General features: G+C 71.3%; 21 protein-coding genes and 1 tRNA gene. 21 read left to right on the top strand and 1 reads right to left on the bottom strand.

All coding sequences use genetic code 11. The features are described from left to right. Positions 1-21 precede the first annotated feature (21 nt). Positions 22-2,961 (top strand): excinuclease ABC subunit UvrA, encoded by a 2,940-nt coding sequence (gene uvrA / locus AABM41_08850; GenBank protein MEK6192415.1) that lies wholly within the window; start codon positions 22-24, stop codon positions 2,959-2,961. A gap of 5 nt (positions 2,962-2,966) precedes the next feature. Then, positions 2,967-3,530: an HD domain-containing protein gene (locus tag AABM41_08845; protein MEK6192414.1), complete on the top strand. Its 564-nt coding sequence runs from the start codon at positions 2,967-2,969 to the stop codon at positions 3,528-3,530. On the opposite strand, the gene AABM41_08840 is transcribed toward AABM41_08845, so the two are convergent. Continuing rightward, positions 3,494-5,206 carry an ATP-dependent helicase gene (locus tag AABM41_08840; protein ID MEK6192413.1) on the bottom strand — a complete coding sequence of 571 codons (1,713 nt, stop codon included), beginning with the start codon at positions 5,204-5,206 and terminating at the stop codon, positions 3,494-3,496. The genes AABM41_08845 and AABM41_08840 overlap by 37 nt on opposite strands. Positions 5,207-5,220: 14 nt before the next feature. Here AABM41_08840 and AABM41_08835 point away from each other — a divergent pair, with 14 nt between their 5' ends. The 19 genes from AABM41_08835 to AABM41_08745 all read left to right on the top strand — a co-directional run bounded on the left by AABM41_08835 (position 5,221) and on the right by AABM41_08745 (position 23,871). After that, complete coding sequence (locus AABM41_08835; GenBank protein ID MEK6192412.1) at positions 5,221-5,448, top strand: hypothetical protein; 228 nt, start codon at positions 5,221-5,223, stop codon at positions 5,446-5,448. A gap of 48 nt (positions 5,449-5,496) precedes the next feature. Continuing rightward, on the top strand, positions 5,497-6,201 hold the full coding sequence (locus AABM41_08830) for a hypothetical protein (protein MEK6192411.1): 705 nt from the start codon (positions 5,497-5,499) through the stop codon (positions 6,199-6,201). Positions 6,202-6,351: 150 nt separating this feature from the next. Continuing rightward, on the top strand, positions 6,352-7,998 hold the full coding sequence (locus tag AABM41_08825; protein MEK6192410.1) for an MFS transporter: 1,647 nt from the start codon (positions 6,352-6,354) through the stop codon (positions 7,996-7,998). Between the two features lie 71 nt (positions 7,999-8,069). Further along, a complete protein-coding gene (locus AABM41_08820; GenBank protein ID MEK6192409.1) occupies positions 8,070-9,302 on the top strand; it encodes an LCP family protein in 1,233 nt (410 codons plus the stop codon). 35 nt (positions 9,303-9,337) lie between these two features. Beyond that, entirely contained in the window at positions 9,338-11,257 is a 1,920-nt protein-coding gene (gene uvrC / locus AABM41_08815; GenBank protein ID MEK6192408.1) for an excinuclease ABC subunit UvrC, read from the top strand. A 100-nt stretch (positions 11,258-11,357) separates the two neighbouring features. Next, entirely contained in the window at positions 11,358-12,704 is a 1,347-nt protein-coding gene (secD, locus tag AABM41_08810) for a protein translocase subunit SecD (protein ID MEK6192407.1), read from the top strand. A 3-nt stretch (positions 12,705-12,707) separates the two neighbouring features. After that, positions 12,708-13,847 carry a protein translocase subunit SecF gene (secF, locus tag AABM41_08805; protein ID MEK6192406.1) on the top strand — a complete coding sequence of 380 codons (1,140 nt, stop codon included), beginning with the start codon at positions 12,708-12,710 and terminating at the stop codon, positions 13,845-13,847. A gap of 36 nt (positions 13,848-13,883) precedes the next feature. After that, positions 13,884-15,641, top strand: a complete 1,758-nt coding sequence (gene recJ / locus AABM41_08800) for a single-stranded-DNA-specific exonuclease RecJ (GenBank protein MEK6192405.1) — start codon at positions 13,884-13,886, stop codon at positions 15,639-15,641. After that, positions 15,638-16,474 (top strand): orotidine-5'-phosphate decarboxylase, encoded by an 837-nt coding sequence (pyrF, locus tag AABM41_08795; protein MEK6192404.1) that lies wholly within the window; start codon positions 15,638-15,640, stop codon positions 16,472-16,474. Before recJ ends, pyrF begins: the two co-directional genes overlap by 4 nt. Positions 16,475-16,491: 17 nt before the next feature. Beyond that, positions 16,492-16,683, top strand: coding sequence for a twin-arginine translocase TatA/TatE family subunit (gene tatA, locus AABM41_08790; GenBank protein ID MEK6192403.1), 192 nt, complete (start codon positions 16,492-16,494; stop codon positions 16,681-16,683). A gap of 30 nt (positions 16,684-16,713) precedes the next feature. Continuing rightward, positions 16,714-17,493 carry a twin-arginine translocase subunit TatC gene (gene tatC, locus AABM41_08785; protein MEK6192402.1) on the top strand — a complete coding sequence of 260 codons (780 nt, stop codon included), beginning with the start codon at positions 16,714-16,716 and terminating at the stop codon, positions 17,491-17,493. Continuing rightward, positions 17,480-18,454: a histone deacetylase gene (locus AABM41_08780; protein MEK6192401.1), complete on the top strand. Its 975-nt coding sequence runs from the start codon at positions 17,480-17,482 to the stop codon at positions 18,452-18,454. The genes tatC and AABM41_08780 overlap by 14 nt, the downstream gene beginning before the upstream one ends. Positions 18,455-18,471: 17 nt before the next feature. After that, the gene (locus AABM41_08775; protein ID MEK6192400.1) at positions 18,472-18,972 is read left to right on the top strand and encodes an RNase adapter RapZ; all 501 of its coding nucleotides are present in this window, start codon (positions 18,472-18,474) and stop codon (positions 18,970-18,972) included. Next, complete coding sequence (locus tag AABM41_08770; protein ID MEK6192399.1) at positions 18,969-20,285, top strand: gluconeogenesis factor YvcK family protein; 1,317 nt, start codon at positions 18,969-18,971, stop codon at positions 20,283-20,285. The genes AABM41_08775 and AABM41_08770 overlap by 4 nt, the downstream gene beginning before the upstream one ends. Positions 20,286-20,291: 6 nt before the next feature. Continuing rightward, complete coding sequence (gene whiA / locus AABM41_08765; GenBank protein MEK6192398.1) at positions 20,292-21,146, top strand: DNA-binding protein WhiA; 855 nt, start codon at positions 20,292-20,294, stop codon at positions 21,144-21,146. Continuing rightward, positions 21,143-21,904, top strand: coding sequence for a triose-phosphate isomerase (tpiA, locus tag AABM41_08760; GenBank protein MEK6192397.1), 762 nt, complete (start codon positions 21,143-21,145; stop codon positions 21,902-21,904). Before whiA ends, tpiA begins: the two co-directional genes overlap by 4 nt. A gap of 16 nt (positions 21,905-21,920) precedes the next feature. Beyond that, positions 21,921-23,468: a 2,3-bisphosphoglycerate-independent phosphoglycerate mutase gene (gene gpmI, locus AABM41_08755; protein MEK6192396.1), complete on the top strand. Its 1,548-nt coding sequence runs from the start codon at positions 21,921-21,923 to the stop codon at positions 23,466-23,468. A 22-nt stretch (positions 23,469-23,490) separates the two neighbouring features. Beyond that, complete coding sequence (gene secG, locus AABM41_08750) at positions 23,491-23,712, top strand: preprotein translocase subunit SecG (protein MEK6192395.1); 222 nt, start codon at positions 23,491-23,493, stop codon at positions 23,710-23,712. A 71-nt stretch (positions 23,713-23,783) separates the two neighbouring features. Then, positions 23,784-23,871, top strand: a tRNA-Leu gene (locus AABM41_08745). Position 23,872: the final 1 nt, after the last annotated feature.

Below are 23,872 nucleotides of genomic sequence, written 5' to 3'. Positions count from 1 at the left end.
GGTCTGATATCATCAGGCCCGATGCCCTCGGATCGGATCGTCGTGCGCGGCGCGCGCGAGCACAACCTGCGCAACATCGACGTGGAGATGCCGAGGGACCGGCTGATCGTGATCACCGGCCTGTCGGGATCGGGAAAGTCGAGCCTGGCGTTCGACACCATCTACGCAGAGGGCCAGCGGCGCTACGTCGAGTCATTGTCGGCCTACGCGCGGCAGTTCCTGGGGCAGATGGAGAAGCCCGACGTCGACCAGATCGACGGGCTGTCGCCGGCGATCAGCATCGACCAGAAGGGCGCCAGCCGGAACCCCCGCTCGACGGTCGGCACCGTCACCGAGATCTACGACTACCTGCGCCTGCTGTTTGCCCGGATCGGTCGGATGCATTGCCCGGTGTGCGGCCGGGAGATCGAGCGACAGACGGTCGAGCAGATCGTGGACCAGCTGTACGGGCTGCCCGAAGCGACGCGGGTCCTGGTCCTGGCGCCGGTCGTCCGGGACCGGAAGGGCGAGCACGAGAAGGTCCTGGCCGGGGCCCGCCAGGCGGGCTTTGCCCGGGTCCGGGTCGACGGCGAGGTCCGCGACCTCGACGAGGAGATCTCGCTGGCCAAGACCTTCCGCCACACCATCGAGGTCGTCGTCGACCGCCTGGTGATCCGCCACGGGCGTCGTGACGACCCGGACGGCGAGCGTCCGGACGCCGCGCGGCTGGCCGACTCGATCGAGACGGCCCTTCGCCTGGCAGAGGGAACCGTGCTCGTGAACGTGCCCGAGAAGGACGCGGCGGGGACGGACCGCTTGTACTCGGAGCGCTACGCCTGCCCCGAGCACGGCGGATCGTTCGAGGAGCCCGCTCCCCGCAACTTCTCGTTCAACTCGCCGCACGGCGCCTGCCCCGAGTGCACCGGCCTCGGCAGCCGGCTCGAGATCGATCCGGACCTGGTCCTGCCGGATCTGACCCGCTCCATCCGGGAGGGGGCCATCGTCCCGTGGCGGCGGATGGCGGTCACCGACTCGTGGTTCAGCAAGATCCTCGACGCGGTCGCCGTGGCTTACGACTTCTCGCCCGAGCAGCCCGTGGGCGAGCTGAGCGAGGAGGCGCGCGAGATCCTGCTGCGTGGCAATCGCGGGGAGCGGGTGGTCGTCACCTACCGGTCCCGGTCGGGCGCCAGCCACGAGTTCACCACCACCTTCGAAGGCGTCCTTCCCAACCTCGCACGCCGATACCGAGAGACGGGCTCGGAGGCCACCCGGACCGAGATCGAGCGCTACATGGCCAGCCGCCCCTGTCCCACCTGTGGCGGGATGCGGCTTCGACCGGAGTCGGTGGCGGTCACGGTGGGCGGTCGCAACATCATCGAGACGACCCGACTGTCGATCACCGAGGCGCTCGAATGGCACCGATCCCTCCCCGGGCGCCTGACCAATCGCGAGAACACGATCGCCCGCCAGGTGCTCAAGGAGGTCCGATCCCGCCTGGGGTTCCTGGTCGACGTCGGGCTCGACTACCTGACCCTGGACCGGGCGTCGGGCACCCTGAGTGGGGGGGAGGCCCAGCGCATCCGGCTGGCGACCCAGATCGGCTCCAGCCTGATGGGCGTGCTGTACATCCTCGACGAGCCGTCGATCGGCCTCCACCAGCGCGACAACGCGCGGCTCATCGCCACCCTGAGCCGGCTGCGCGACCTGGGCAACACCCTGATCGTGGTCGAGCATGACGAGGAGACGATCCGGGCCGCGGACTGGGTGGTGGACATCGGGCCCCGGGCGGGAGAGCACGGGGGGCGTCTCATCCACTCCGGGCCGCTGGACGAGCTACTCCGCAACGAGCGCTCGATCACTGCCGACTACCTGCGCGGTGACCGCTCGATCCCGGTGCCGCGCCGCCGCCGGACGGGGAGCGGAGAGTGGCTGACCGTGCGGGGAGCGGCCGAGAACAACCTGCGGTCGATCGACGTCGGCTTTCCCCTGGGCCGGATGGTGGCGGTGACCGGGGTCAGCGGGTCGGGCAAGTCGAGCCTGGTGACCCAGATCCTGTACCCGGCCCTGGCCCAGCGGCTGCACGGCGCCCGGGAACGTGCAGGCCGGCATGCGGGGCTCGACGGCGTGGACCGGGTCGACAAAGTGATCGAGATCGACCAGAGCCCCATCGGGCGCACCCCGCGCTCGAACCCCGCCACGTACACCGGCCTCTGGGCGCCCCTGCGTGAGCTCCTGGCCGCCGTCCCCGAATCACGCCTGCGCGGCTACAAGCCGGGCCGGTTCAGCTTCAACGTCAAGGGCGGCCGCTGCGAGGCATGCGAGGGAGCGGGGATCGTGCAGATCGAGATGCACTTCCTGCCGGACGTGTACGTGGCCTGTGAAGTGTGCAAGGGCCAGCGCTACAACCGCGAGACGCTCGAGATCCACTACAAGGGCCGCAACGTGGCCGAGATCCTCGAGATGACGGTCGACGAGGCGCTCGACTTCTTCGGGCCCATCCCTGCCATCCGCAACCGGCTGCAGACCCTCCAGGACGTGGGCATGGGCTACGTCCACCTCGGCCAGCCGGCAACCACCCTGTCCGGCGGCGAGGCGCAACGGGTCAAGCTGGCTACCGAGCTGTCGCGCCGCGCAACCGGGCGCACGGTCTACATCCTCGACGAGCCCACCACCGGCCTCCACTTCGACGACGTCGCCCGTCTCCTGAAGGTGCTCAGCCGGCTGGCCGACGCGGGGAACACGGTCATCGTGATCGAGCACAACCTGGACGTCATCAAGTCCGCCGACTGGGTGGTTGACCTCGGCCCGGAAGGGGGCGATGCGGGCGGAGCATTGATCGCGTCCGGAACCCCCGAGGCGGTCGCCGAGGACCCCGCGTCCTACACCGGTCTGTACCTGCGCCGGGTCCTGGGGCTACCGGAGCGGCTGCGCCCCGCTCGCCGGACCCGACCCACCCGGCGGGCAGCAGCCGTCTCGGCTTGACGCCCGTGCCATCCCGCGACGAGGCACTGGCGCTGCTCCACGAGTGGAACGCCAACCCGTCGCTGCGCAAGCACGGGCTGCTGGTGGAGGCCGGCGTGCGCGGCTACGCCACCGATGAGGGTGGGGACCCGGCAACCGTGGAGTGGTGGGGGATCGCCGGGCTGCTCCACGACCTGGACTACGAGCGCTTCCCCGATCCCGCCACCCACGGGGCGATCGGGGCGGACGAGCTCGCGCGGCTCGGATATCCGGAGGACGTCGTCCACGCGGTGCGGTCGCACAACGATGCCCTCGGGATCCCTCGCGAGAGCCGCCTGGACCACTTCGTGTACGCCTGCGATGAGCTGGCCGGTTTCCTGGTGGCGGTCGCACTCATGCGGCCGTCGAAGCAGCTGGCCGATGTCGAGCCGGTCAATGTCCGCAAGCGGATGAAGGACAAGGCCTTCGCGCGCGCCGTACCGCGCGAGATGCTCTTGGCTGGAGCCGATGAGATCGGCCTCGACTTCGACGACCACGTCGCGAACATGGTCCGCTACCTCGTGACCGTGGCGCCGGAGGTTGGTCTGTAGGTGGCGGCCCGAGCCCGCTCCGGCAGGCCCATCATCTCGGCCACGAAGGGTGACACTCGGTCGGGATCGCACGCCAGGACCAGGTTCCGGCGGCAGCGCGTGACGGCAACGTAGGCCAGGCGGCGCTCCTCCTCCAACGCCCGCACAGGGTCGGACGCCCCCGCCACGGCCCGCCGATTCGGGAACCGCTCGATCTCCATCCCGAGCACGACGACGGTGGGCCATTCGCGTCCCTTGGCGCCGTGGACGGTGGCCAGCTCAATCGCGGCACCCGGATCGCGGAGTGCCGCGAGCCGGGCGCGGGCCTCGGCGAAAGCCGCCAGGAAGGCGTCGCTGCGGCGGTGCCCCACCGCCCACCCGATGAGCGCATCCAGCGCGGCGTGGTCCTCCTCGCCCAGCCGGTCCGCCATGTCCGCGCGGCGCCAGCTGCGCACGGCTCGCGCCCGGAGCAGGGCGGGGAGGGGTGGTGCGGACGGATCGCCCGACGCCAGGTCACCGAGCAGCGCGTCCAGCGGCTCGGCCTGGAGCGGCGACGGCACGTTCGTGGCGTGCGGGATCCCGCTCCGCAGGAGGGCCAGGATGAGCGGCCCCAGCTCGGCCCGGGTCCGGGCCAACACCGCCAGGCGCCCGGCGTCGGCCGCCCAAGCGGGGAGAATACGTGCCAGGTCATCGATGCCGTCCGGGCCGCGCAGGGCCCAGGTGGTGATCGGGACTGCGGCTGGCGTCCGGCGGCCGCTGACCGCCGCGCGGAGGCGTTTCGGGACCCGCTCGCGGTTGTTGGCGATCAGCCGGTCCGCGGCCGCGACCACCGCCGGCGGGCATCGGTAGTTCACCTCCAGGATCACCCGCCGCGCGTCCGGATACCGGTTTGGGAACTCGAGGATGCGCCGGACATCGGCCAGGCGCCAGGTGTATATCGTCTGATCATCATCGCCAACGACAAAGAGGTTGTCCTCGGGTGCCGCGAGGAGCCGGACGAGGCGCAGCTGTGCCGCGTCGACGTCCTGGAACTCGTCGACGAGCAGGTGGCTGAAGCGCGCCTGCCAGCGGCCGCGGAGCTGCGGGTCTGCCTCGAGCGCCGCCACCGCCCCCACCACCAGGTCGTCGAAGTCGATCTGGCCTCGGATCGACATCAGCGCCGCGAAGGCGTCGACCGCGGCTGCCGCCTCGGGCCCCGGCGTTCGGCCCTCGACCTTCCAGGCCGAGACGACGGTGTCGAGCACAGCTGGATCGGGAGGCTCGGGCGGCGGATCGTCGCCGGGGCCGACGCGCACCCCGGCGAGCGCCCGCCGACGCGCGGCGCGCAGCAGTGGGAGACGGTCGGGGATCAGCCGGACCGGGCGCCCGGCATCGAGCAGTACCTGCCGCGCCATGGCGTGCAGGGTCCGGACCTCGATCGCCGCGGCGCCGGGCACGTGCGGCGTGAGTCGGCTGGCGATGCGGGCCGAGAGCTCGGCGGCGGCGTCGCGGTTGAAGGTGACCACGCCGATCCGATCGGGTGCCACGCCGCGCGCCAGGAGCACGCCGAGGCGGGCGATGAGGGTCGTCGTCTTGCCGCTGCCGGCCGGGGCGATGACCTGGGCCGGCCCATCCGGCAGCTCGGCCGCCGCCCGCTGCTCGGGATCGAGCGACGCGAGCAGGCCGTCAGCCGCCGGTGCTGCGGTTGATGGCGCCATCGTCTCGGCCGAGGATGGCGGAACCCGCTTACCGGGCGATCAACGACGGCTCACGGGTTGGCGCCCATCAGACGGCCACCGCCAGCTCCTCGCGGCTGGTCGATGTCGATCTGCTCGAACAGGTCGTGCCTCTAGGCGACCCGGGTGCGCAGAGCGACGTGGTCAAGGGCCTGCTCAGCGCCGTGCTGCTCCGCCAGGTCGGAGCGACTTCGGCTTGCCCGCCGGCGCATACTCGCGGGTGAGGTGCCGCCCCTCGTTCGGCCTGCGTGAAGAGCGAAGGAGGTGTGACCATGAGTTGGACGCCGCAGGCGGTGAACGTGGGCTTGCTGGTGGTGTCGGCCTCACTGCTGGCCGCATGTACGCCGGCGAGTACCCCGCCGACTGTCTCTCCCTCCGCACTAGTTCGCCCGCTTCGCGATCTCGGTTCGACGGCGATCCTCGACCCGGGCACCTATGTGCTCGACCAGTTCCCGGTAGACCTCGCATTCGACATTCCCGACGGAGATCCACCGGGATGGCACGTCGGGTACTCGAGGGCCGACGTCGCCACCGTCCTGTGGTACACGCCCCCGGAAATCACCTACGCGTTCGCCTTCTGGACAGCCGACAACCTCTACGTCGACCCCTGCGATCCCGCCGCCGGCGGGCTCGAGCCAGCGATCGGACCGTCGGTCGATGATCTTGTCGGCGCGCTTTCGAGCCAGCCCGGATTCCGGGCGACCGATCCAGTAGACGTCACCGTCGGCGCATTCCGAGGAAAGGAGATCGAGCTAACCGCGCTCGACCTCGCGGAGGACTGTCCCGAAGTCATCCCCTGGAGCGGAGCCGATGACACGGCCGGTCTCGCGACCGGCGAGACGCTTCGCGTGCAGATCCTGGATGTGGATGGCGTCCGGATCGTGACCCACGCACGCGAGCCCGCGCAGCCTGATGCTGCCGTTGAGGCCGAGCTCCAGCAGATCCTCGACTCCATCCGAATCGCACCGCCCCCCTAACCCCTTCCTCCAACCAACTCCCGGGTTGGCGGCGTTTGCGGTTGGCCGGCGTGCTCCCTGGCAACGTACCGGCGGAGGTGGTCATTCCCATGGGCGAAGGGTGACGTCGACGGCTTACCGCCAATGTAGAGGCGTAGCATCGGGCGCCGGATGATGCACAGCCTCACCGTCGCCGTGTCTGCGCTGCGACGGGCCTTTGCGAACCCGGATATCCGCCGCGCCGAACTCGGCTGGATGACCGGCTGGGCGGCCGAGTGGGCCTGGCTGGTGGCGCTCTTCGTCTTCGCGTTCGAGGCGGGCGGGATCGCGGCGGTGGGCCTTGTAGGCCTGGCGCGAACCCTGCCCGCGGCATTGCTGGCGCCGGCAATCAGCTCCCTCACCGATCGGCTGCCTCGGCATCGGGTGCTGCTCGGGGTGCACAGCGGACGGGCGGTCCTCATCGGGCTGGCGGCTCTCAGCGTGGCAGCCGATTTGTCACCGCTCGTGGTGTACGTGATCGCCCCACTCGATGCCCTGCTGGCGGTCCTGCATCGGCCCACGCACATGGCGCTCATGCCGTCGTTGGCGCGCTCGCCGGAAGAGCTGGTCGCCGCCAACGTCGCGTCGAGCACCCTGGAGGCGATCGGCATTCTGGCTGGTCCCGTGATTGGCGGCCTGCTGGTGGCGACCGACCAGGCGGCGCTCACCTTTGCTGCCCCGGCGGTCGCGTTCGCGGTGGCTGCAGGCATCGTGATCGGGATACGACCGGGGCAGCAGATCCGGCGGGTGGCGGAGCGGGTGGGGACGCTGAGCATGCTGCTGGGCGGGGTGAGAGCCCTGGCCGCCTATCCACACGCTGCGCTGCTGCTGAGCCTGTTCGGAGCGCAGACCCTGGTACGCGGAATCCTGAGCGTCCTTCTGGTGGTCGCGTCGGTCGAGCTGCTGGGGCTTGGCACGGAGGGCGTCGGCTATCTGAACGCGGCAATCGGTGCGGGTGGACTGATGGGTGCCCTCACCGCGGTGGTGCTGGTTGGTCGAGCCCGGCTCGCGCCGCCGTTCTTCCTGGGGCTGGTCTTGTGGGGTGGACCGATCCTGCTCGTGGGCCTTGTGCCGTTGGCCGGTGTCGCATTGCTCAGCCTTGCGTTGGTGGGCGCCGGCAACGCGGTGCTCGATATCGCGGGCTTCAGCCTGATCCAGCGCAGCGTGCCAAACGCCGTGCGCGGGCGCGTCTTCGGCATGCTGGAGGCAATCGTGATGCTGACCGTGGGGGTGGGTGCTGCGCTGGCGCCGCCCCTCGTCGCGCTCCTGGGCGTGCAGGGCGCCCTCATCGCAACCGGACTGATGCTGCCCGTTTTGGCGCTCGTCTCCTGGCCTCGCGTCTCGGCGACCGACGCCCACGCCATCATCCCGGCGCGCGAACTGGCGTTGCTGAGTGGCGTTCCCATGCTGCGAATGCTGCCGCTGACGGTGCTCGAGCAGGTGGCGAGCGACCTGACAGCGATGCGATTCCGCGATGGCGCGGAGGTGATTCGCCAGGGTGAGGTTGGAGATCGGTTCTATATCGTGGCGGAGGGCGCCGCCGAGGTGTCCGTTGATGGCCGCCTGGTGCGACGCATGCTGGCCGGTGACTCATACGGGGAGATCGCGCTGCTCCGCGACGTGCCGCGCACGGCCAGCGTAACCGCCTCGGGCGACCTGGTCGCATACACGCTCGAGCGCGATGCCTTCCTTGCGGCGGTGACCGGCGACCGGCAGAGCCTGCACGCCGCCGAGGCGGTAATCGGCGAGCGTTGGGGGAGCGACGCGGCGGGCATCTAGCGGCGGATGCCGAGCCGCTATCCTTCCGGCGCTCGATTGCAGGAGATCCCGCCGGACTTGACCCGCCGCTGATGTTCCGCCGCGCAGGGCGCGACCACGCCCGCCCATCGGCCCGCACCCGACGCCTGCATGCGGCCGTGGCCCGCGAGGAACGCCTGCGGAAGCGCGGTGTCGACACGGGCCAGTGGCGCGAGGAGCTGGCCGTGGCTCGCGACGCGTCCGTGCGGGCGGACGCCCGTCGGGCGGCCGAACCGGCGGCCGGCGCGGTGCCGGTCCGACGGGTCCTCCTGTCGGGCCTCCTGCTGGTGATCGGTGGCGTGGTCCTGGGCGCCGTGCTGCTCTGGCAGCGCGTCGACGCGTTCAACCGGGCGGTGAGCAGCGCCCCAAGTCTCTCCTCGTCCCTGCTGGGCCCGCTGAGCGGGAGCCAGGCGGTGAATGTCGCGTTCCTCGGCTACGCCGGCCGCGAAGGGTATGGGGGTCAGTACCTGGCGGACTCGATCAACATCCTGTCCGTCGACCCGGCCACCGGCGCGACCACGCTGATCGCCATTCCCCGCGACCTGTGGGTGGAGGGCCACCCGCTCTTCCCGGAGAACGGCAAGATCAACGAATCGTTCTCGGCTGGCTGGGATATCGATGGCGTGCACGAGGCGGGGCGCGCGGCCAGCGACGTCCTGGAGCACGTGACCGGGCTCACGATCGACCATTGGATCGCCCTCGACTTTGACGGGCTGGCCGCGGTCGTGGACGCGGTCGGCGGCGTGACGATCGACAACCCACGCGCCTTCGCCTACACGCTCAACGAGCAGAACTACGACAACGGCTTCTTCGAGGCCGGCACCTTCGAGGCCGGACCGCTCGAGCTGGACGGCACCTCGGCCCTGGCCTACGCGCGGGCGCGATACACGTCGGTCCCCGAGGAGGCGGGCGACTTCGCACGCTCGGAACGCCAGCAGCGCGTCCTGGCCGCGCTGCGCGCCCGGCTGGGTGACGGGTTGCCGGGGTCGATCGGGCCCGGGTTGGCGCTCATGGATGCGTTGGCCACCCACCTGGCCACCGACCTGTCGGCCATCGACCTGGCGCTCCTGAGCGGTCATCTGTCGGCCGACCGGCGCGTCGCGCTGACCGAGGGTGTCATCCTCGAGGCCACCACGACCTCCGATGGCCGCTACACCCTGGTCGTGATCGGTCGAGCCAACGGGGCGGACTACACGCCGCTCCACGCCTATCTGGCGGCCGCGCTCGCCGAGCCGATGCCGACGCCGATCTCGACCGGCAGCCCGAGCTCGACTGGCAGCCCCTGAACCCGGTCTACGCGTCGCCCGCCTAGAATCGGGCGGTGGCCACTCTCCGGCCGCAGTCGGCCCACCTGCGTGCCATCCTCCGACAGCTCCCCAGCGCCCCGGGCGTGTACCTGTTCCGGGCGGCGGACCGGCGCGTCCTGTACGTGGGCAAGGCGAACTCCCTCCGGAGCCGGGTCCGGAATCACTTCGGCGCCAGCGGCCAGGAGGAGGCGCGGCACGCGCGCCTGGTGGCCGACACGGCCGACATCGAGTACATCGTCACCGACACCATCGGCGAGGCGTACCTCCTCGAGGGCAACCTCATCAAGGAGCACCGGCCGCGGTGGAACATCCGGCTGCGCGACGACAAGAGCTACCCGTTCGTCCGCATCACGCTGGGCGATGACTACCCACGCATCGTCCGCACCCGCAAGCTCGTACGCGACGGAAGCCGTTATTTCGGGCCCTACGCCTCCGCGTCCTCCGTCGACGAGACGCTCCGCCTGCTGAGCAAGATCTTCCCGTTCCGCACCTGTGACCTGGACATCCCGGCCGGGAAGCGGGTGCTCGAGCGGCCGTGCCTGCTGTACCACATCAAGCGCTGCCAGGGCCCGTGCATCGGAGCCGTGGAGCCGGCGCCCTACCGGGCCACCATCGATCGCGTGGTGGACTTCCTCGAGGGCCGCCAGGAGGGCATCGCGGACGACCTGCGGCGCGAGATGGACGGCCATGCCGAGGCGCTCCGATACGAGGCGGCCGCCGTGGCGCGCGACAAGCTCAAGGCGGTGGAGTGGACCATCGAGCAGCAGAAGGTCGCCGCCTTCAGCCGCGCGGAGCACGACGTCATCGGCCTGGCGCGGGATGGCACCGAGGCCTGCCTCCAGGTCTTCGTCATCCGCAACGGGAAGATGATCGGCCGCGAGCATTTCATCGTGGAGGGCGCCGGCGACGTCGGTAGCGACGAGGTGCTGGCTTCGTTCGTGCAGCAGTACTACGCGGCCACGGAGCGGCCGCCGCGCTCCATCCTGCTGCCGATGGCGCCGGCCGACATGCCGGGCCTGGCGGTGTTTCTGCGCGAGCGGCGGGGCAGCGGGGTCCGGCTCCACGTCCCGGAACGCGGGCCCAAGCGCCGCCTGGTTGCCCTCGCTTCGGAAAACGCATCCGAAGCCCTGGCCAAGGACCGAGCGGAATGGCTGGCGGATCAGGGGGCCCGGGCCGAGGCCCTGGCCGGCCTCACGGCCGCGCTCGGCCTGTCCAAGCCGCCGCGGCGCATCGAGTGCTACGACATGAGCAACATCCAGGGCACCAGCGCGGTGGGAAGCATGGTGGTCTTCACCGATGGGGCACCCGATCCCAAGCAGTACCGCCGGTTCCGGATCCGGAGCGGCGAGACGCCTGACGACTTCCGGATGATGGCCGAGGTCCTCGAGCGGCGGTTCGGGCGCGCCGCTCGCCTGCGCCGTGAGACCGGCGCCCTGGAGCTGTCCGCGGTCGGCGCCGAGGACGACACCGCGGAGCCCGGTGAGTGGGCCCTCCCGGATCTGGTCATCGTCGATGGCGGGAAGGGGCAGCTCTCGGCCGCCACCCGGGTCGTGCGTGGCCTGGGCCTCAATGAGATCCCGCTGGCGGGCCTCGCGAAGCGCTTCGAGGAGCTGTACGTTCCCGGGCGGTCCGCGCCGATCGTGCTGCCCGCCACGGCCCCGGCCCTGTACCTGGTCCAGCGCATCCGCGACGAGGCGCATCGGTTCGCCATCACCTACCACCGCCAGGTCCGCGGCCGTCGCGCGCTGGGCAGTGTCTTCGACGACGTTCCGGGCATCGGTCCAGCCCGGCGGGCGTCCCTGATCCGGCGCTTCGGCAGCGTGCGGGCGTTGCGCGACGCGTCGGTGGACGAAATCGCGGACGCCCCGCTCATGAGCCGCGTTCTGGCCGAGCGCCTGAAGAGTGCGCTGGCCCGCGAGGGTCGCCTGGCCTGACCGTTTCTTGCCCGGTCCGAGGGGCGCACCTATACTCTGGCCCGGCCGCCGCATGGCGGCGCGTTTGTTGTCCGAGGGCTGGAGGGACTCCCCGCCGAGCATGACCTGGCGCCGCATGGCCCCATGGGTGATCCTGGCGATCACGCTGCTGGCCCTCTACATCGACATCCCGCGCAAGACGACCGGGATGACCTTCCTGCCGCTGCCGGACAGCATCCGGACCGTGCTGGGCCTCGACCTGCAGGGCGGGATCGGCGTCACCCTCGAAGTCCAGGCCCTGGAGGGCGACGAGCCACCGACCCCTGAGCGGGTCGAGTTCGCGCGCGCCATCATCGAGCGTCGCGTGGCCGGGCTGGGGGTGACCGAACCCCAGGTTCGGACCGAAGTCGGCGCCAACGGGCAGCAGCGGATCGTGGTCGAGGTCCCGGGCGTGAGCGACCGCAACCAGGTCCTCGAACTGGTCGGTTCCACCGGCCAGCTCCAGTTCATCGACCCTGCCGGGACGCCCCTGGAGGCGGGTCAGAACGTCGTCGAGCTGGTCAACGCCGGGACGGTCAACGTGCTCTTCGACGGTGGTGAGATCCAGCAGGGGAGCGTGGTGCCGGACACCAGCCAGGGCGGTCAGCTGGGCGTCAGCTTCGAGCTCAGCACGGAGCCCAAGGACGGCCGACCCTCGGCGCAGGACATCTGGTGCGAGTACACCCGCACCCACCAGCAGCTGCCGGGACCCATCGCCCTCGACGGCGAGGTGATCACGGTCCCAACCATCCAAGCCGCCATCTGCGGTGGGCGCACGATCATCACCGTCGGCACCGGCGCACAGGCCGCGGTCGAGCAGACCACCCTGTACAACCAGCTTCGCTTCGGCGCCCTGCCCGTCTCCCTGCGCGTCCAGGAGGTGACCGCCATCCAGCCCACCCTGGGCCGTGACTTCCTCGACCAGGCGCTGGTGGCGGGGGCGGTGGGCCTGGCCCTGGTCCTGTTCTTCATGATCGCCAACTACCGCCTGCCCGGCCTCCTGGCGTCGCTGGCTCTTCTGTTCTACACGTTGGTGGTGTACGCCGTCTTCCGCCTCGTCCCGGTCACCCTGACCCTGGCCGGCGTGGCCGCGTTCATCCTGAGCATCGGCATGGCGGTCGACGCCAACATCCTCATCTTCGAACGGATGAAGGAGGAGATCCGGGCCGGCAAGACCCTCGGCCCGGCCATCGAGGCCGGCTTCAACCGTGCCTGGTCGAGCATCCTGGATTCCAACGTCAGCTCGCTCCTGATCGCGACGTGGCTGTTCTGGCAGGGGACCAGCGTGATCCGCGGCTTCGCGCTGGTTCTGGGCATCGGCGTGCTGGTCTCAATGTTCAGCGCCGTGGTGGTGACCCGCACGCTCCTTCGGTTGATGATCCACACCGAGCGCGGGCGGCGGATCGAGTACTACCACGTGGAGCGCTGACCGATGTACGACATCGTGGGCAAGCGCCGCTGGTACTTCCTCTTCAGCGCGCTGATCACGATCCCCGGTCTCATATTCATCGCCCTGGGTGGCCTGAAGCCATCCATCGATTTCACGGGCGGCACGGTCTGGCAGGTCCGATTCGCGGACGATCCCACTCCGGAGACTGTGCAGGCGGCGCTGATCGAGCTCGGGCACACCGAGGCCACGGTCAAGGCGGTCGACAGCGGCTACCTGGAGATCCGGCTGAGCCCGGTCGAGTTCCCGGTCGTGGGTGGGGTCCCGACTCCACTGCCGTCCGCGTCTGCCAGCCCGGCAGCATCGGCCTCGGCGAGCGCGGCTCCATCGGCAAGTGCGGCTCCTTCGGCCACCACCGAGCCGGCAGCGAGCGGCAGCCCGGGAGGGTCGCCGACACCCAGTCCGACTCCCACTCCGGCCCCGACGCCATCGCCGACACCCAGTCCGACCCCCACTCCGGCCCCGACCCCCGCCCCACCGCCGACCGTCGAGGGCACGCCCATCGAGGAGCTCGCGGCGGCGCTCGAGGACCGGTTCGGGGCATCGGAGACCCGGTCCCTGGACACCGTGGGGCCGATCATCGGGACCGAGCTCATCCGGAGCTCGATCATCATCATCGCCGTCGGTGAGCTGTTCATCCTCCTCTACCTGTGGTACCGCTTCGGCTTCCGGTTCGGGACCGCGGCCATCGTCGCGCTCCTGCACGACGTCGTAGTCGTGGTCGGTGCCTTCGCGGTCCTGGGCTATTTCTTCGGTGTGGAGTTCGACGCCCTGTTCGTGACCGCGATCCTGACCGTGGTCGGCTTCTCGGTTCACGACACGATCGTCGTGTTCGACCGGATCCGTGAGAACCGGCTGCGCCACGCCGGCGAGCCGTTCGGGGCGATCGTGAACCACTCGATCCTGCAGACCATCGGCCGCTCGATCAACACCTCGCTGACGGTGGTCGTGACCCTCAGCGCCCTGCTCCTCCTGGGGCCGGTCACGATCCAGACCTTCACATTGGCGCTCCTGATCGGGATCATCAGCGGGACGTACTCGTCGATCTTCAACGCCAGCCAGATCCTGGTGGCGTGGGACGAGTGGGCCGCTCGCCGGAAGGCACGCCGCGCGCCGACCCGGTAAGTCGCCCGCCACCGCCCGCCTCTACCATGGCGGCACATGATCCAACCCCGGTTCACGTGGCTGCTCCCGACACCGCTCGAGCATCCGCCGCTGCTCGCCGGGTTCGGTGCACCGGTGGCAACCCTGCTGGCTCGACGCGGGTTCTGGACCGATGCTGACCTGGCCCGCTTCCTGAACGCCGGACCAGCCGACCTGGCACCCCTGGAGCTGATGACCGATGCCCAGGCGGCGCTGGATCGGATCGACGCGGCCGTTCAGCATGGCGAGCCGATCGCGATCTGGGGGGACTACGACGCCGACGGGATGACGGCGGTCGCGATCTGGGTCCTGGCCCTCCGCCGGCTGGGGGTTGAGCCGGTCCGATACGTCCCGTCGCGCCTGGCGGAAGGCTACGGGCTGTCGATCGACGGCCTCCGCTCCCTGGCCGAGCGGGGCGTGCGCCTGGTCGTCACCTGCGACTGCGGGGTCGGCAACCGGGTCGAGGTCCAGGCTGCCCGGGAGCTGGGAATGGACGTCGTGGTCACCGACCATCACATCCCGCCGGCGGTGCTGCCGGCCGCGGTAGCGGTGGTCGATCCGCATCGGTCTGATTGCGCCTACCCGAACCCTGACCTGACCGGTGCGGGGCTGGCGTACCGGTTGGCCACCGCCCTCCTGGCTCGGCAGGGCCTGGCGGCCCCCGACCTGGCAGCCCTGGCCGCGATCGGGACGATTGCCGACCTGGCGCCCATGACCGGGGAGTGCCGCGCCATCGTCCGTCTGGGCCTGGCCGAGCTGGCGACCACCCGGCACCCCGGCCTCAGCGGGCTGGTGGCGCGGGCCCGCGAGGACCCCGGGCCGCCGACGGCCCGGGACGTGGGGTTCGGTATCGTCCCGCGCCTGAACGCGGCCGGGCGGATCGCGGATGCCGAGCTGGCGCTGGACCTGCTGGTCGAGGAAGACCCGAACGCCGCCCAGGCGCGGCTCGCCGAGCTGGAGGAGGTCCATCTGCGCCGCCGCGAGCTGACCACCGTCGCCATCGACACCGCCCGCCAGCTGGCCGCCGCGGCCCCGGGCGTGGGCCCCCTCGCCCTCCGCCACGACGATTGGGCCCCGGGCCTGCTGGGCCTGGTCGCGGGCCGCCTGGCCGATGAGCTGGCGCGACCGGTGGCCGCCGCCGCGCTGCTGGAGTCGGAGATCCGGGGGTCGGTTCGGGCCACGCCGGACTTCCACGTGACCCTCGGGCTGGAGGCCTGTGGAGCGTACCTGACCAAGCGGGGCGGGCACGCGGCGGCTGGGGGGTTCAGCGCCCTCCCCGAGGCGTGGGACGCCTTCGCCGACGCGTTTGGCGCCCTGCCCCGGCCCTTCCCGCCCGACGCCACCGAGGTCGTCGCCCGCGCCGGGCAGCTCAGCGTGGACCTGGTCCTGACCGCGCGCCACGTCGGGTGGCCGCTCTTGCGCGAGCTGGCGCAGTTGGCGCCCTACGGACCGGGCCACGAGCAGCCGATGTTGGCGGTGACGGGCCTGACGGTGGGCGACGCCCGACGAGTTGGGGCGGGCGCCGACCACCTGTCAATCCGCCTCCGGCGCGGGGCCGAGACGATCGACGGCATCGCCTTCAGCGTCGGCGCGGAGCGGGAGACCCCGCCGGCCGGGGCGGCCATCGACGTCGTGGCAACCCTCGAGGAGCGCACGTTCCAGGGGGAGCCGCGACTCCAGCTGCGCGTGCTCGACTACGCCACCGCCGACGCGTCGCCGTTGGCGGGCCGGCGGACGCTCGGACGTGGAGCGGAGCGGATGGTGACCGTCGGGTGAGCGATTCCCGGCCGCCGCTGGAGCGTCTGCGCGAGCGCGTCGCGGCGCTCGGGGCGCCGCTGTGCCTGGGCATCGATCCGCGCCCCGAGGCCCTGCCGGAGAGCTTGCCCCCAGACGTCCGCGGCATCGAGGCCTTCGCCCGCGGTCTGGTCGAGGCGGCGGCGGAGTCGGCGGCGGCGGTGAAGCTCAACACGGCCTACTTCGAGGCATTCGGATCGGCGGGGTGGGCGGCCCTGGAGCGGGTCCGCGCCGCGGTGCCACCTGGGCCGCTGGTCATCATCGACGCCAAGCGCGGCGACATCGGTCCATCCGCCGAGCGCTACGCGGAGGCGCTGCTGGGTCGCCTGGCCGCCGACGGGGTGACCGTGCAGCCCTACCTCGGCGAGGACGCCATCGAGCCGTTCCTGGCATTCCCTGGGCGGCTCGTGTACCTGCTCGTCCGCACGTCCAACCCGAGCGCAGGGCGGCTCCAGGATCTCGCGGTCGAAGGCCGTCCGCTGGCGACGGTCGTGGCGCGCTGGGCGGCCGAGCGATGGCCGGACGGCCGGGTCGGGCTGGTGGTCGGTGCCACCGCGCCGGGCGAGCTGCGCCGCCTCCGCGAGGAGGTCCCGGGGCCCGCGTTCCTGGTGCCGGGCGTGGGCGCACAGGGCGGCGAACTGGTGACCGCCCTCGCCTGCTGCCACGGGACCCGGGCGCCGGGCCTGATCAACCTGTCGCGGGCCATTGCCGAACGCGCGCGAGGGCCCGACTGGCAGCGCGCGGCCGGCGAGGCAGCCCTGGGCTGGCTGGACGAAATGCGCGGGGCCGGTGCTACACTCGGCGCCACCAGCTGAGGAGAGTCGGCCGCAAGATGCCAACTATCGGAGCCCCCGAGCTCATCATCGTCCTGGTGATCGTGCTCATCCTGTTCGGGCCCGGTCGGCTGCCAGACATCGGCAACGCCATCGGACGTGGCATTCGCGAGTTTCGCAAGGCCTCGACCGAGATCGAGGAATCGATTCGCGGCGAGCCGAAGTCGTCCGACACCACGCCGAAGACCTGACCGCCCGCCCGCGAGCTTCCCGGTGAGCGGGTGAGCCGCGAAGGCCCGACCATGACCATGGTCGAGCACCTGGAGGAGTTGCGCCGCCGGTTGATGGTGGTCATCGCCGCCATCGCGATCGCGGCCGTGGTGGGCTTCGTGCTCTCGGGCCCCGCGCTGCAAATCCTGCGCGGACCGTTGCCTGACGAGTTCGACACGATCTACTTCACGAGCCCCGCCGGCGCGTTCGTGGCTCGGCTGAAGGTCGCCGGCTTCATCGGGGTTGGGCTGGCCATGCCCGTCATCCTGTACGAGATCTGGCGCTTCGTGACCCCCGGCCTGCTGCTCGGCGAGCGTCGCATGCTGTGGCCGTTCCTCGTGACTGGCCTGCTCCTGTTCGGGCTGGGCGTGGCGATCGGCTTCGCGGTCATCCCGTACGCGCTGGTATTCCTTCTCAGCTTCGCCGGGGACGGAATTGAGCCCCTGCTCACGATCGACGAATACATCGGGTTCGTCACCACGTTGATGCTCGTCTTCGGGCTCATGCTCCAGTTCCCAATCGTTCTGATCGTCCTCTCCCGGCTGGGGATCGTGACCCCGGCCTGGCTCGCCTCTCGACGACGCTGGGTGATCCTCCTGATTGCCATCGTGTCGGCCGTGGCCACCCCCGGTGGCGACCCGTTCTCGATGGTCATCCTTGCGCTGTTCATGTACGGCCTGTTCGAGGTGACCCTGCTCGTGGTGCGCGCCCTCCAGCGCAACTCCGGCCCTTCTGGCACCCCGGGCGCTTCCGGCACCCCGGGCGCTTCCGGCACCGATGTCGACCGATGAGCCGGTTGTCCTGATCCTGACCGATCCGGGCATGGCGGACCACGCCTGGCCGGGCCACCCCGAGCGGCCGGAGCGCGTCGAGGCCGTCGTGGCGGGGGTGGCAGACGGGACGCAGGCGGCGAGTGCGCGGCTGGTTCAGCGGTCCGCGGCGCCAGCCACCCTTGACACGCTGATGCGTGTTCACGACGCGGGGTACCTGGAGTGGCTCGTGGCGCGCGCGGCCACGGGTGGGGGCTGGCCCGACCCCGACACGTACCTGGTGGAGGCGACTCCCACCGCCGCCTGGCTCGCCGCCGGACTGGCCATTGCCGCGGCCGAGGCCGTCGTGGCCGGCGATGCGGATGTGGCGTTTGCCGCCGTCAGACCGCCGGGCCACCACGCCCATCGCGACCGGGGCAAGGGGTTCTGCGTGCTCAACAACGTTGCGGTCGCGGCTGCCGCGGTGGGGGCCTCGGGCGCGGCCCGCCGGGTCGCCATCCTCGACTGGGACGTTCACCACGGCGACGGAACGCAGGCCATCGTCGAGGCCGATCCGAACGTCTTCTATGCGTCCACCCACCAGTTCCCGTGGTACCCGGGCACCGGATCGGCGTCGGAACGGACCGAGACGCTGCTGAACGTGCCGCTCCCCGCGGGGAGCGGCGACGAGGTCTTCGTGGCAAGTTGGAGCGAGACGATCCTGCCGGCGGTAGAGGCCTTCGCGCCGGCGGCCATCCTCGTGTCGGCCGGGTTCGACGCTCATCTCGACGACCCCCTGGCCGGCCTGATGGTGACCAGCAAAGGATTCCGGGCCGTGGGCCTCGAAGTTGGCAAGCTCGCTCGTCGGATGGGCCTGCGGGGCGTGGCCCTGACCCTTGAGGGCGGCTACGACCAGGACGCGCTGCGGGCCTCCGCCGCGGCCACGATCGAGGGACTGCTGGCCGGCCTGAGGCCCGCGCCACGGCGGGATTCGCGCGAGTGACGGCTATACTCGGAACGGTGTCGTCCAGGCGGACCCCGGTGGCTCCCGCAGATCGCCCGACGCGGCGCTCTCGGCCGCGGCGCTCGACGAGCGCGCCCGCGGCCCCGGCCCAGGCCGACCGCCCGGCTCCCACGCCCGCCGAACAGCTCGCCGTTGAGATCGTGACCTTCGGCTTCAAGTTCGGGCTTCCGCACAAGGCGGACCTCGTGTTCGACGTTCGATTCCTGACCAACCCGTTCTGGGTGCCCGACCTGCAGCCACTGTCCGGGCTGTCGGCGCCGGTCCGGCGATTCGTCCTCGAGCAGCCGCAGGCTGAACGCTTCCTCGACCTCGTCGTTCAGTTGCTTGAGCTGACCGTGCCCGCCTATCGGGCGGCCGGCCGTGAGCGGCTGACCGTGGCGCTGGGCTGCACCGGGGGCTATCACCGCTCCATCGCGCTGGCCGAGGAGCTGGCCGGCCGGCTGGGCGAGCTGGAGGGCGCATCGGTATCGGTCATGCATCGGGAGCTGCGTCGATGAGGACGCCCCGCCTGCCCCGCTGGCTGTATCCCGGCATGCACATCAAGCGCTGGATGGGAGCCACTCTGCTGGGCCTGACCATCCTGGCCCTTGGCGCGGCCATCCTGCTGATCGAGGCCTATCGCCGCTTCATCATCGATTTCCCCGGGCTCGCAATTCTGGCGGGGGCCGAGCTCGAACGGCCGATCCGGGCAGCCATCGTGCTGGCCATCGGGGTGGCGCTGACCGGGTTCGGCATGTGGAAGCTCATGCACAGTGTCATCTCGCCGTTCGTGACCCGAGGCGACTCGGTGATGGAGGTGCTGTACACGAAGCGCTACCTGGCCCGCGGCCCTCGGATCGTGGCGCTCGGCGGGGGAACCGGCCTGTCGACCCTGCTCCGCGGGCTCAAGGCCTACTCGGCCAACATCACCGCCGTGGTGGGAGTCGCGGACGACGGTGGCAGCAGCGGCCGGCTGCGGCAGCAGCTGGGAATCGTACCGCCCGGCGACATCCGGAACTGCATTGCCGCCCTGGCCGATGCCGAGCCGCTCATGACCCAGCTCATGCAGTACCGGTTTCCCCCCGGGTCGGGCCTCGACGACCACGCCTTCGGGAACCTGTTCATCGCCGCCATGACCGCCGTGACCGGCGATTTCGACGAGGCCGTCCGCGAGTCGAACCGGGTGCTCGCCGTGCGCGGCCAGGTCCTGCCCGCCACCAGCGTCCCGCTCAACCTGACCGCGCGCCTGGCGTCGGGCCGGTTCATCAGCGGGCAGGCTGCGGTCAGCCGCGCAACCGAGCCCATCGCCCGGGTCCAGATCGACCCGCCGGACGTCCGGGCCACCCCGGAAGCGCTGGAGCGCATCCTGGAGGCCGACCTGATCGTCATCGGGCCCGGCAGCCTGTACTCGAGCGTGATGCCCAACCTGCTGATCAGTGACATCCACGACGCGCTGTCCGCCGCCGAGGGGCTCCGGGTGTACGTGTGCAACGTCGCCACCCAGCCCGGCGAGACGAGCGGCTTCACCGCCTCGCAGCACTTGACGACGCTGTTCGACCACGTCGGCGACCAGCTCGTGGACATCGTGCTCTTGAACCGGAACCGATCCGCCCGCCGCCCGGCGGGCTGGCTGGGAGAACCGGTCCAGCTCGACATCCGCCAGCTGGAGGAGCTCCCGGTGGTCGTCGTCGAGGACGACCTCATCGACGACCAGAACGCGCACCACCACGACCCCGACAAGCTCGCGGCGATCCTCCTCCGCCTGCTCCAGGAGGACCGCCCCGCCCGCCAGCGACAGCGCTTCCGGCGACCGATAGCCAACGCCAGCTGACGTCCGATGCGGCTCGCACGAGACGTGAAGGGCGAGCTGGCCCGGATTGAGCCCGCCCGGGCCTGCTGCCGCCGGGCCGAGCTGGAGGGGCTCCGCTTTCAGGACGGCGACGCCATCCGGACCCTGGATCCGTCCACCGCCCGGGCGGCAATGCGCCTGACCGCGGGCCGCGCCATCCCGAGCCGGATTGATCGAGGGTCGGGGACGCGCCACCACCTGGCGGTTGCGGCGCCGCGGCGCGGCGGGGAGTGGCGCTGGGCAGCGGCGGCAGCCTGCGACCGGCGCGCGTTCCTGCGGGGCGTCGTCCTGGGCAGCGCGTCGCTGTCGTTCTCCGCGACCGGTCCGCACGTCGAGTTCGTGTTCCGGGACCGCACTCGGTCTCGCCGCCTGCGCCGACGGCTGACGACCAGCGGGATCCGCGTCGCGGAGTACGAGCGGCGCGGCCGAGCGGTGGTGTACCTGAAGGGACGGGACGAGATCGCGACGCTGCTCCAGCTGACCGGCGCCCACGGCGCCCTGCTCGACTTCGAGGTGGAGCAGGTGGGCCGTGACGTCCAGAACCGGCTCAACCGGCTGCTGAACGCGGAGGCGGCCAACGTCAACCGGACGGTGCACGCCGCCGAACGCCAGGTCCGCGCCATCGAGCGGCTGGAGGCGGCGGGGCGGCTGGACCAGCTGACGCCCGGCCTGCGCGCCGTCGCCGACGCGCGACGCACGCATCCCGAGGCCGATCTCGAGGCGCTGGCCGGGGGCCTGCAGCTCGGGCGCTCGGCGGTCCACCATCGTCTCCGCCGCCTGGAGCAGCTGGCGGCGGAGGCAGGAGGCGAGGCGCGACGCCGGCCGGGCCGGCGGAACCGGTGACGGCCCAGGGGCGGCGGCCCCTGGTGGCCGGCAACTGGAAGATGCACCCGTCAGACCGCCAGGCAGCGGTTGCCCTGGCGGAGGCCGTGGCGAAGGCAACGTCCGGGGCCCGGGCCGAGGTCGTGGTCTGCCCGCCGGCCATCTGGCTGCTCGAGGTGGCGGCCGCGTTGCGCGGGACATCGGTCGGGGTCGGCGCCCAGACCATGCATGCCGAGGAGTCCGGCGCGTTCACCGGTGAGATCTCTCCGCTCATGCTGGCCGGCGTGGCCGGCTACGTCATCATCGGCCACTCCGAGCGCCGCCGCTATGCCGGCGAGACGGACGAGGCCGTGGCAGCCAAGGTGGCCAGCGCGGTGGAGCACCGGCTGGTCCCGATCGCGGCCATCGGCGAAAGCCTGGAGGAGCGAAGTCAGGGCGCGACCGAGCAGGTGATCGAGCGCCAACTCCGCGCCGCCATCTCCCGACTCGACCGGCTGGCGGGGAGTGGCCTCGTCGTCGCCTACGAGCCGGTGTGGGCCATCGGCACCGGCGATGCGGCCTCCGCAGCCGATGCGCAAGCCGCCGCCGCGCTGATCCGGGGGCTCCTTCGCGCGGCGGATCCGGAGGCAGCCGATACCGTCCGCATCCTGTACGGAGGCAGCGTCGCGCCGGGGATGGCCGAGGCGTATTTCTCGCAGCCCGACGTGGACGGGGCCCTGGTTGGCGGCGCATCGCTGGACCCGGCCGGCTTCGCCTCCATCGTCCGGGCGGCGGGCTGAGGACCACGCTCGAGTCGTGGAGGCGGCGGTCCGTCCGGTCGTCCTGTGCGTCCTCGACGGGTTCGGCATCGGTGACGACCCTTCCGTCGACGCGGTGGCGGCGGCGCCGATGCCGAGCTGGCGGCGGCTCCTGGCCGAGTGGCCCCATTGCCAGCTGGCGGCGGCCGGCGAGGCCGTTGGCCTCCCGGCCGGGCAGATGGGGAACAGTGAGGTCGGCCACATCAACCTGGGGGCCGGCTTCCCCGTCCTCCAGGACCTGCCGCGCATCAACCGGGCCATCGCCGACGGTTCGTTCGACGAGAACCCGGCCCTGGTTGCCGCCTGCCGGCACGCGGCCGAGCATGGAGCCCGACTCCACCTGCTTGGGCTCATCGGTCCTGGCGGCATCCATGCGTTGGACGATCACCTGGTCGCCATGGCCGAGCTCGCGCATCGGTCCGGGCTGGGTTCTCACCAGGTGCTGCTGCATGCCTTCACCGATGGGCGCGACACGCCACCGCGCTCGGCGGCTGCCCTGCTCCCGGCGCTTCTCCAGCGGCTGGCGGGACGGGCGACGCTGGCCACCGTCTCCGGTCGGTTCTGGGCCATGGACCGCGACGCGCGGTGGGATCGAACGAAACGCGCCTACGACGCCATCGTCGACGGCAGTGGACCGACGGCCAGCGACGGGCCGACGGCTGTCGCCTCGGCCCATGCGGCGGACGTCGGGGATGAGTTCATCGAACCGACCATCGTCCTGCCCGGCGCACGCTTGGGCAACGGAGATGCGGTCGTCCACCTGAACTTCCGTGCCGATCGGGCTCGCCAGCTCACCCAGGCGCTGGCGCTTCCCGACTTCTCCGCTTTCGACCGCGGGCCGATGCCCAAGGAGGTGTCGATCACGACCCTGACCCAGTACCAGGCCCCCGATGAGCTCCCGGTGCAGGTGGCGTTCCCGCCGCATGTGGTCGACACCCTGAGCGCCCATCTGTCGCGGCTCGGGCTCCGGCAGCTGCACCTGGCCGAGACGGAGAAGTACGCGCACGTCACCTACTTCTTCAACGGCGGGGTCGAGGATCCGTTCCCGGGTGAGGACCGCAGCCTTGTTCCCTCCCGGCGCGACGTGCCGACCTACGACCTCGCGCCGGAAATGAGCGCGGAGGAGATCACCGAGCGCCTCGAGGCCGCAGTGGCGAGCGGCGACTATGCGTTCATCGTCATGAACTACGCCAATCCCGACATGGTCGGGCACACCGGCCGCTGGGATGCCGCACTCGCGGCTCTGGCGGTTATCGATGCCTGCCTGGCCCGCGTCACGGCCGCCGTGCTTGCCGCCGGCGGGGCGCTGGTCATCACCGCCGACCACGGCAACGTGGAACGGATGCGTGACGCGGACGGCCAGCCCCACACGGCGCACACCACGGCCGACGTGCCGTTGGTCCTGGTGGGGGAGCCGTGGCGACACGCCCGCCTTCGCGACGGCACCCTGGCCGATGTGGCGCCCACGATCTGCGTGATGCTCGGCATCCCCGCTCCGCCGACCATGACCGGGCGCAGCCTGCTGGCCGAGGCTGGAGCCGGATGAGCTGCTCTATACTTCGCGGCCCGTGACCGCTCTGGCCCTCGTCCAATCCATCCTGGCCGTGGCCCTCACCGTCGCCATCCTGCTCCAGCAGCGCGGCGCCGGCGTGGGTGGCGCCTTCGGCGGCGAGGTCACCGCGTACCGGAGCCGACGCGGGATCGAGCGGACCCTGTTCCGCCTGACCATTGTCCTGGCCGGCCTGTGGGTCGTGTTCTCCGTCCTCAGCCTCTACCTCCAGACGCTCTGACCCGGGTCCGGGCCCGCCCGAGGCCCGGTGCTAGAATCGCGCGGCATCGCCGGGGTCGCCGGCGCCGCGGTGCCGAGGTGGCGGAATTGGTAGACGCGCTAGGTTCAGGACCTAGTGACCATTACGGTCGTGTGGGTTCAAGTCCCTCCCTCGGTACCAG

This window comes from Chloroflexota bacterium, from assembly GCA_038040195.1.
In the GTDB taxonomy this organism is placed as follows: Bacteria; Chloroflexota; Limnocylindria; order QHBO01; family QHBO01; genus DASTEQ01.
The sequence above is the reverse complement of the archived record's forward strand: the minus strand, read 5'-3'. Positions and strand labels throughout refer to the sequence as shown.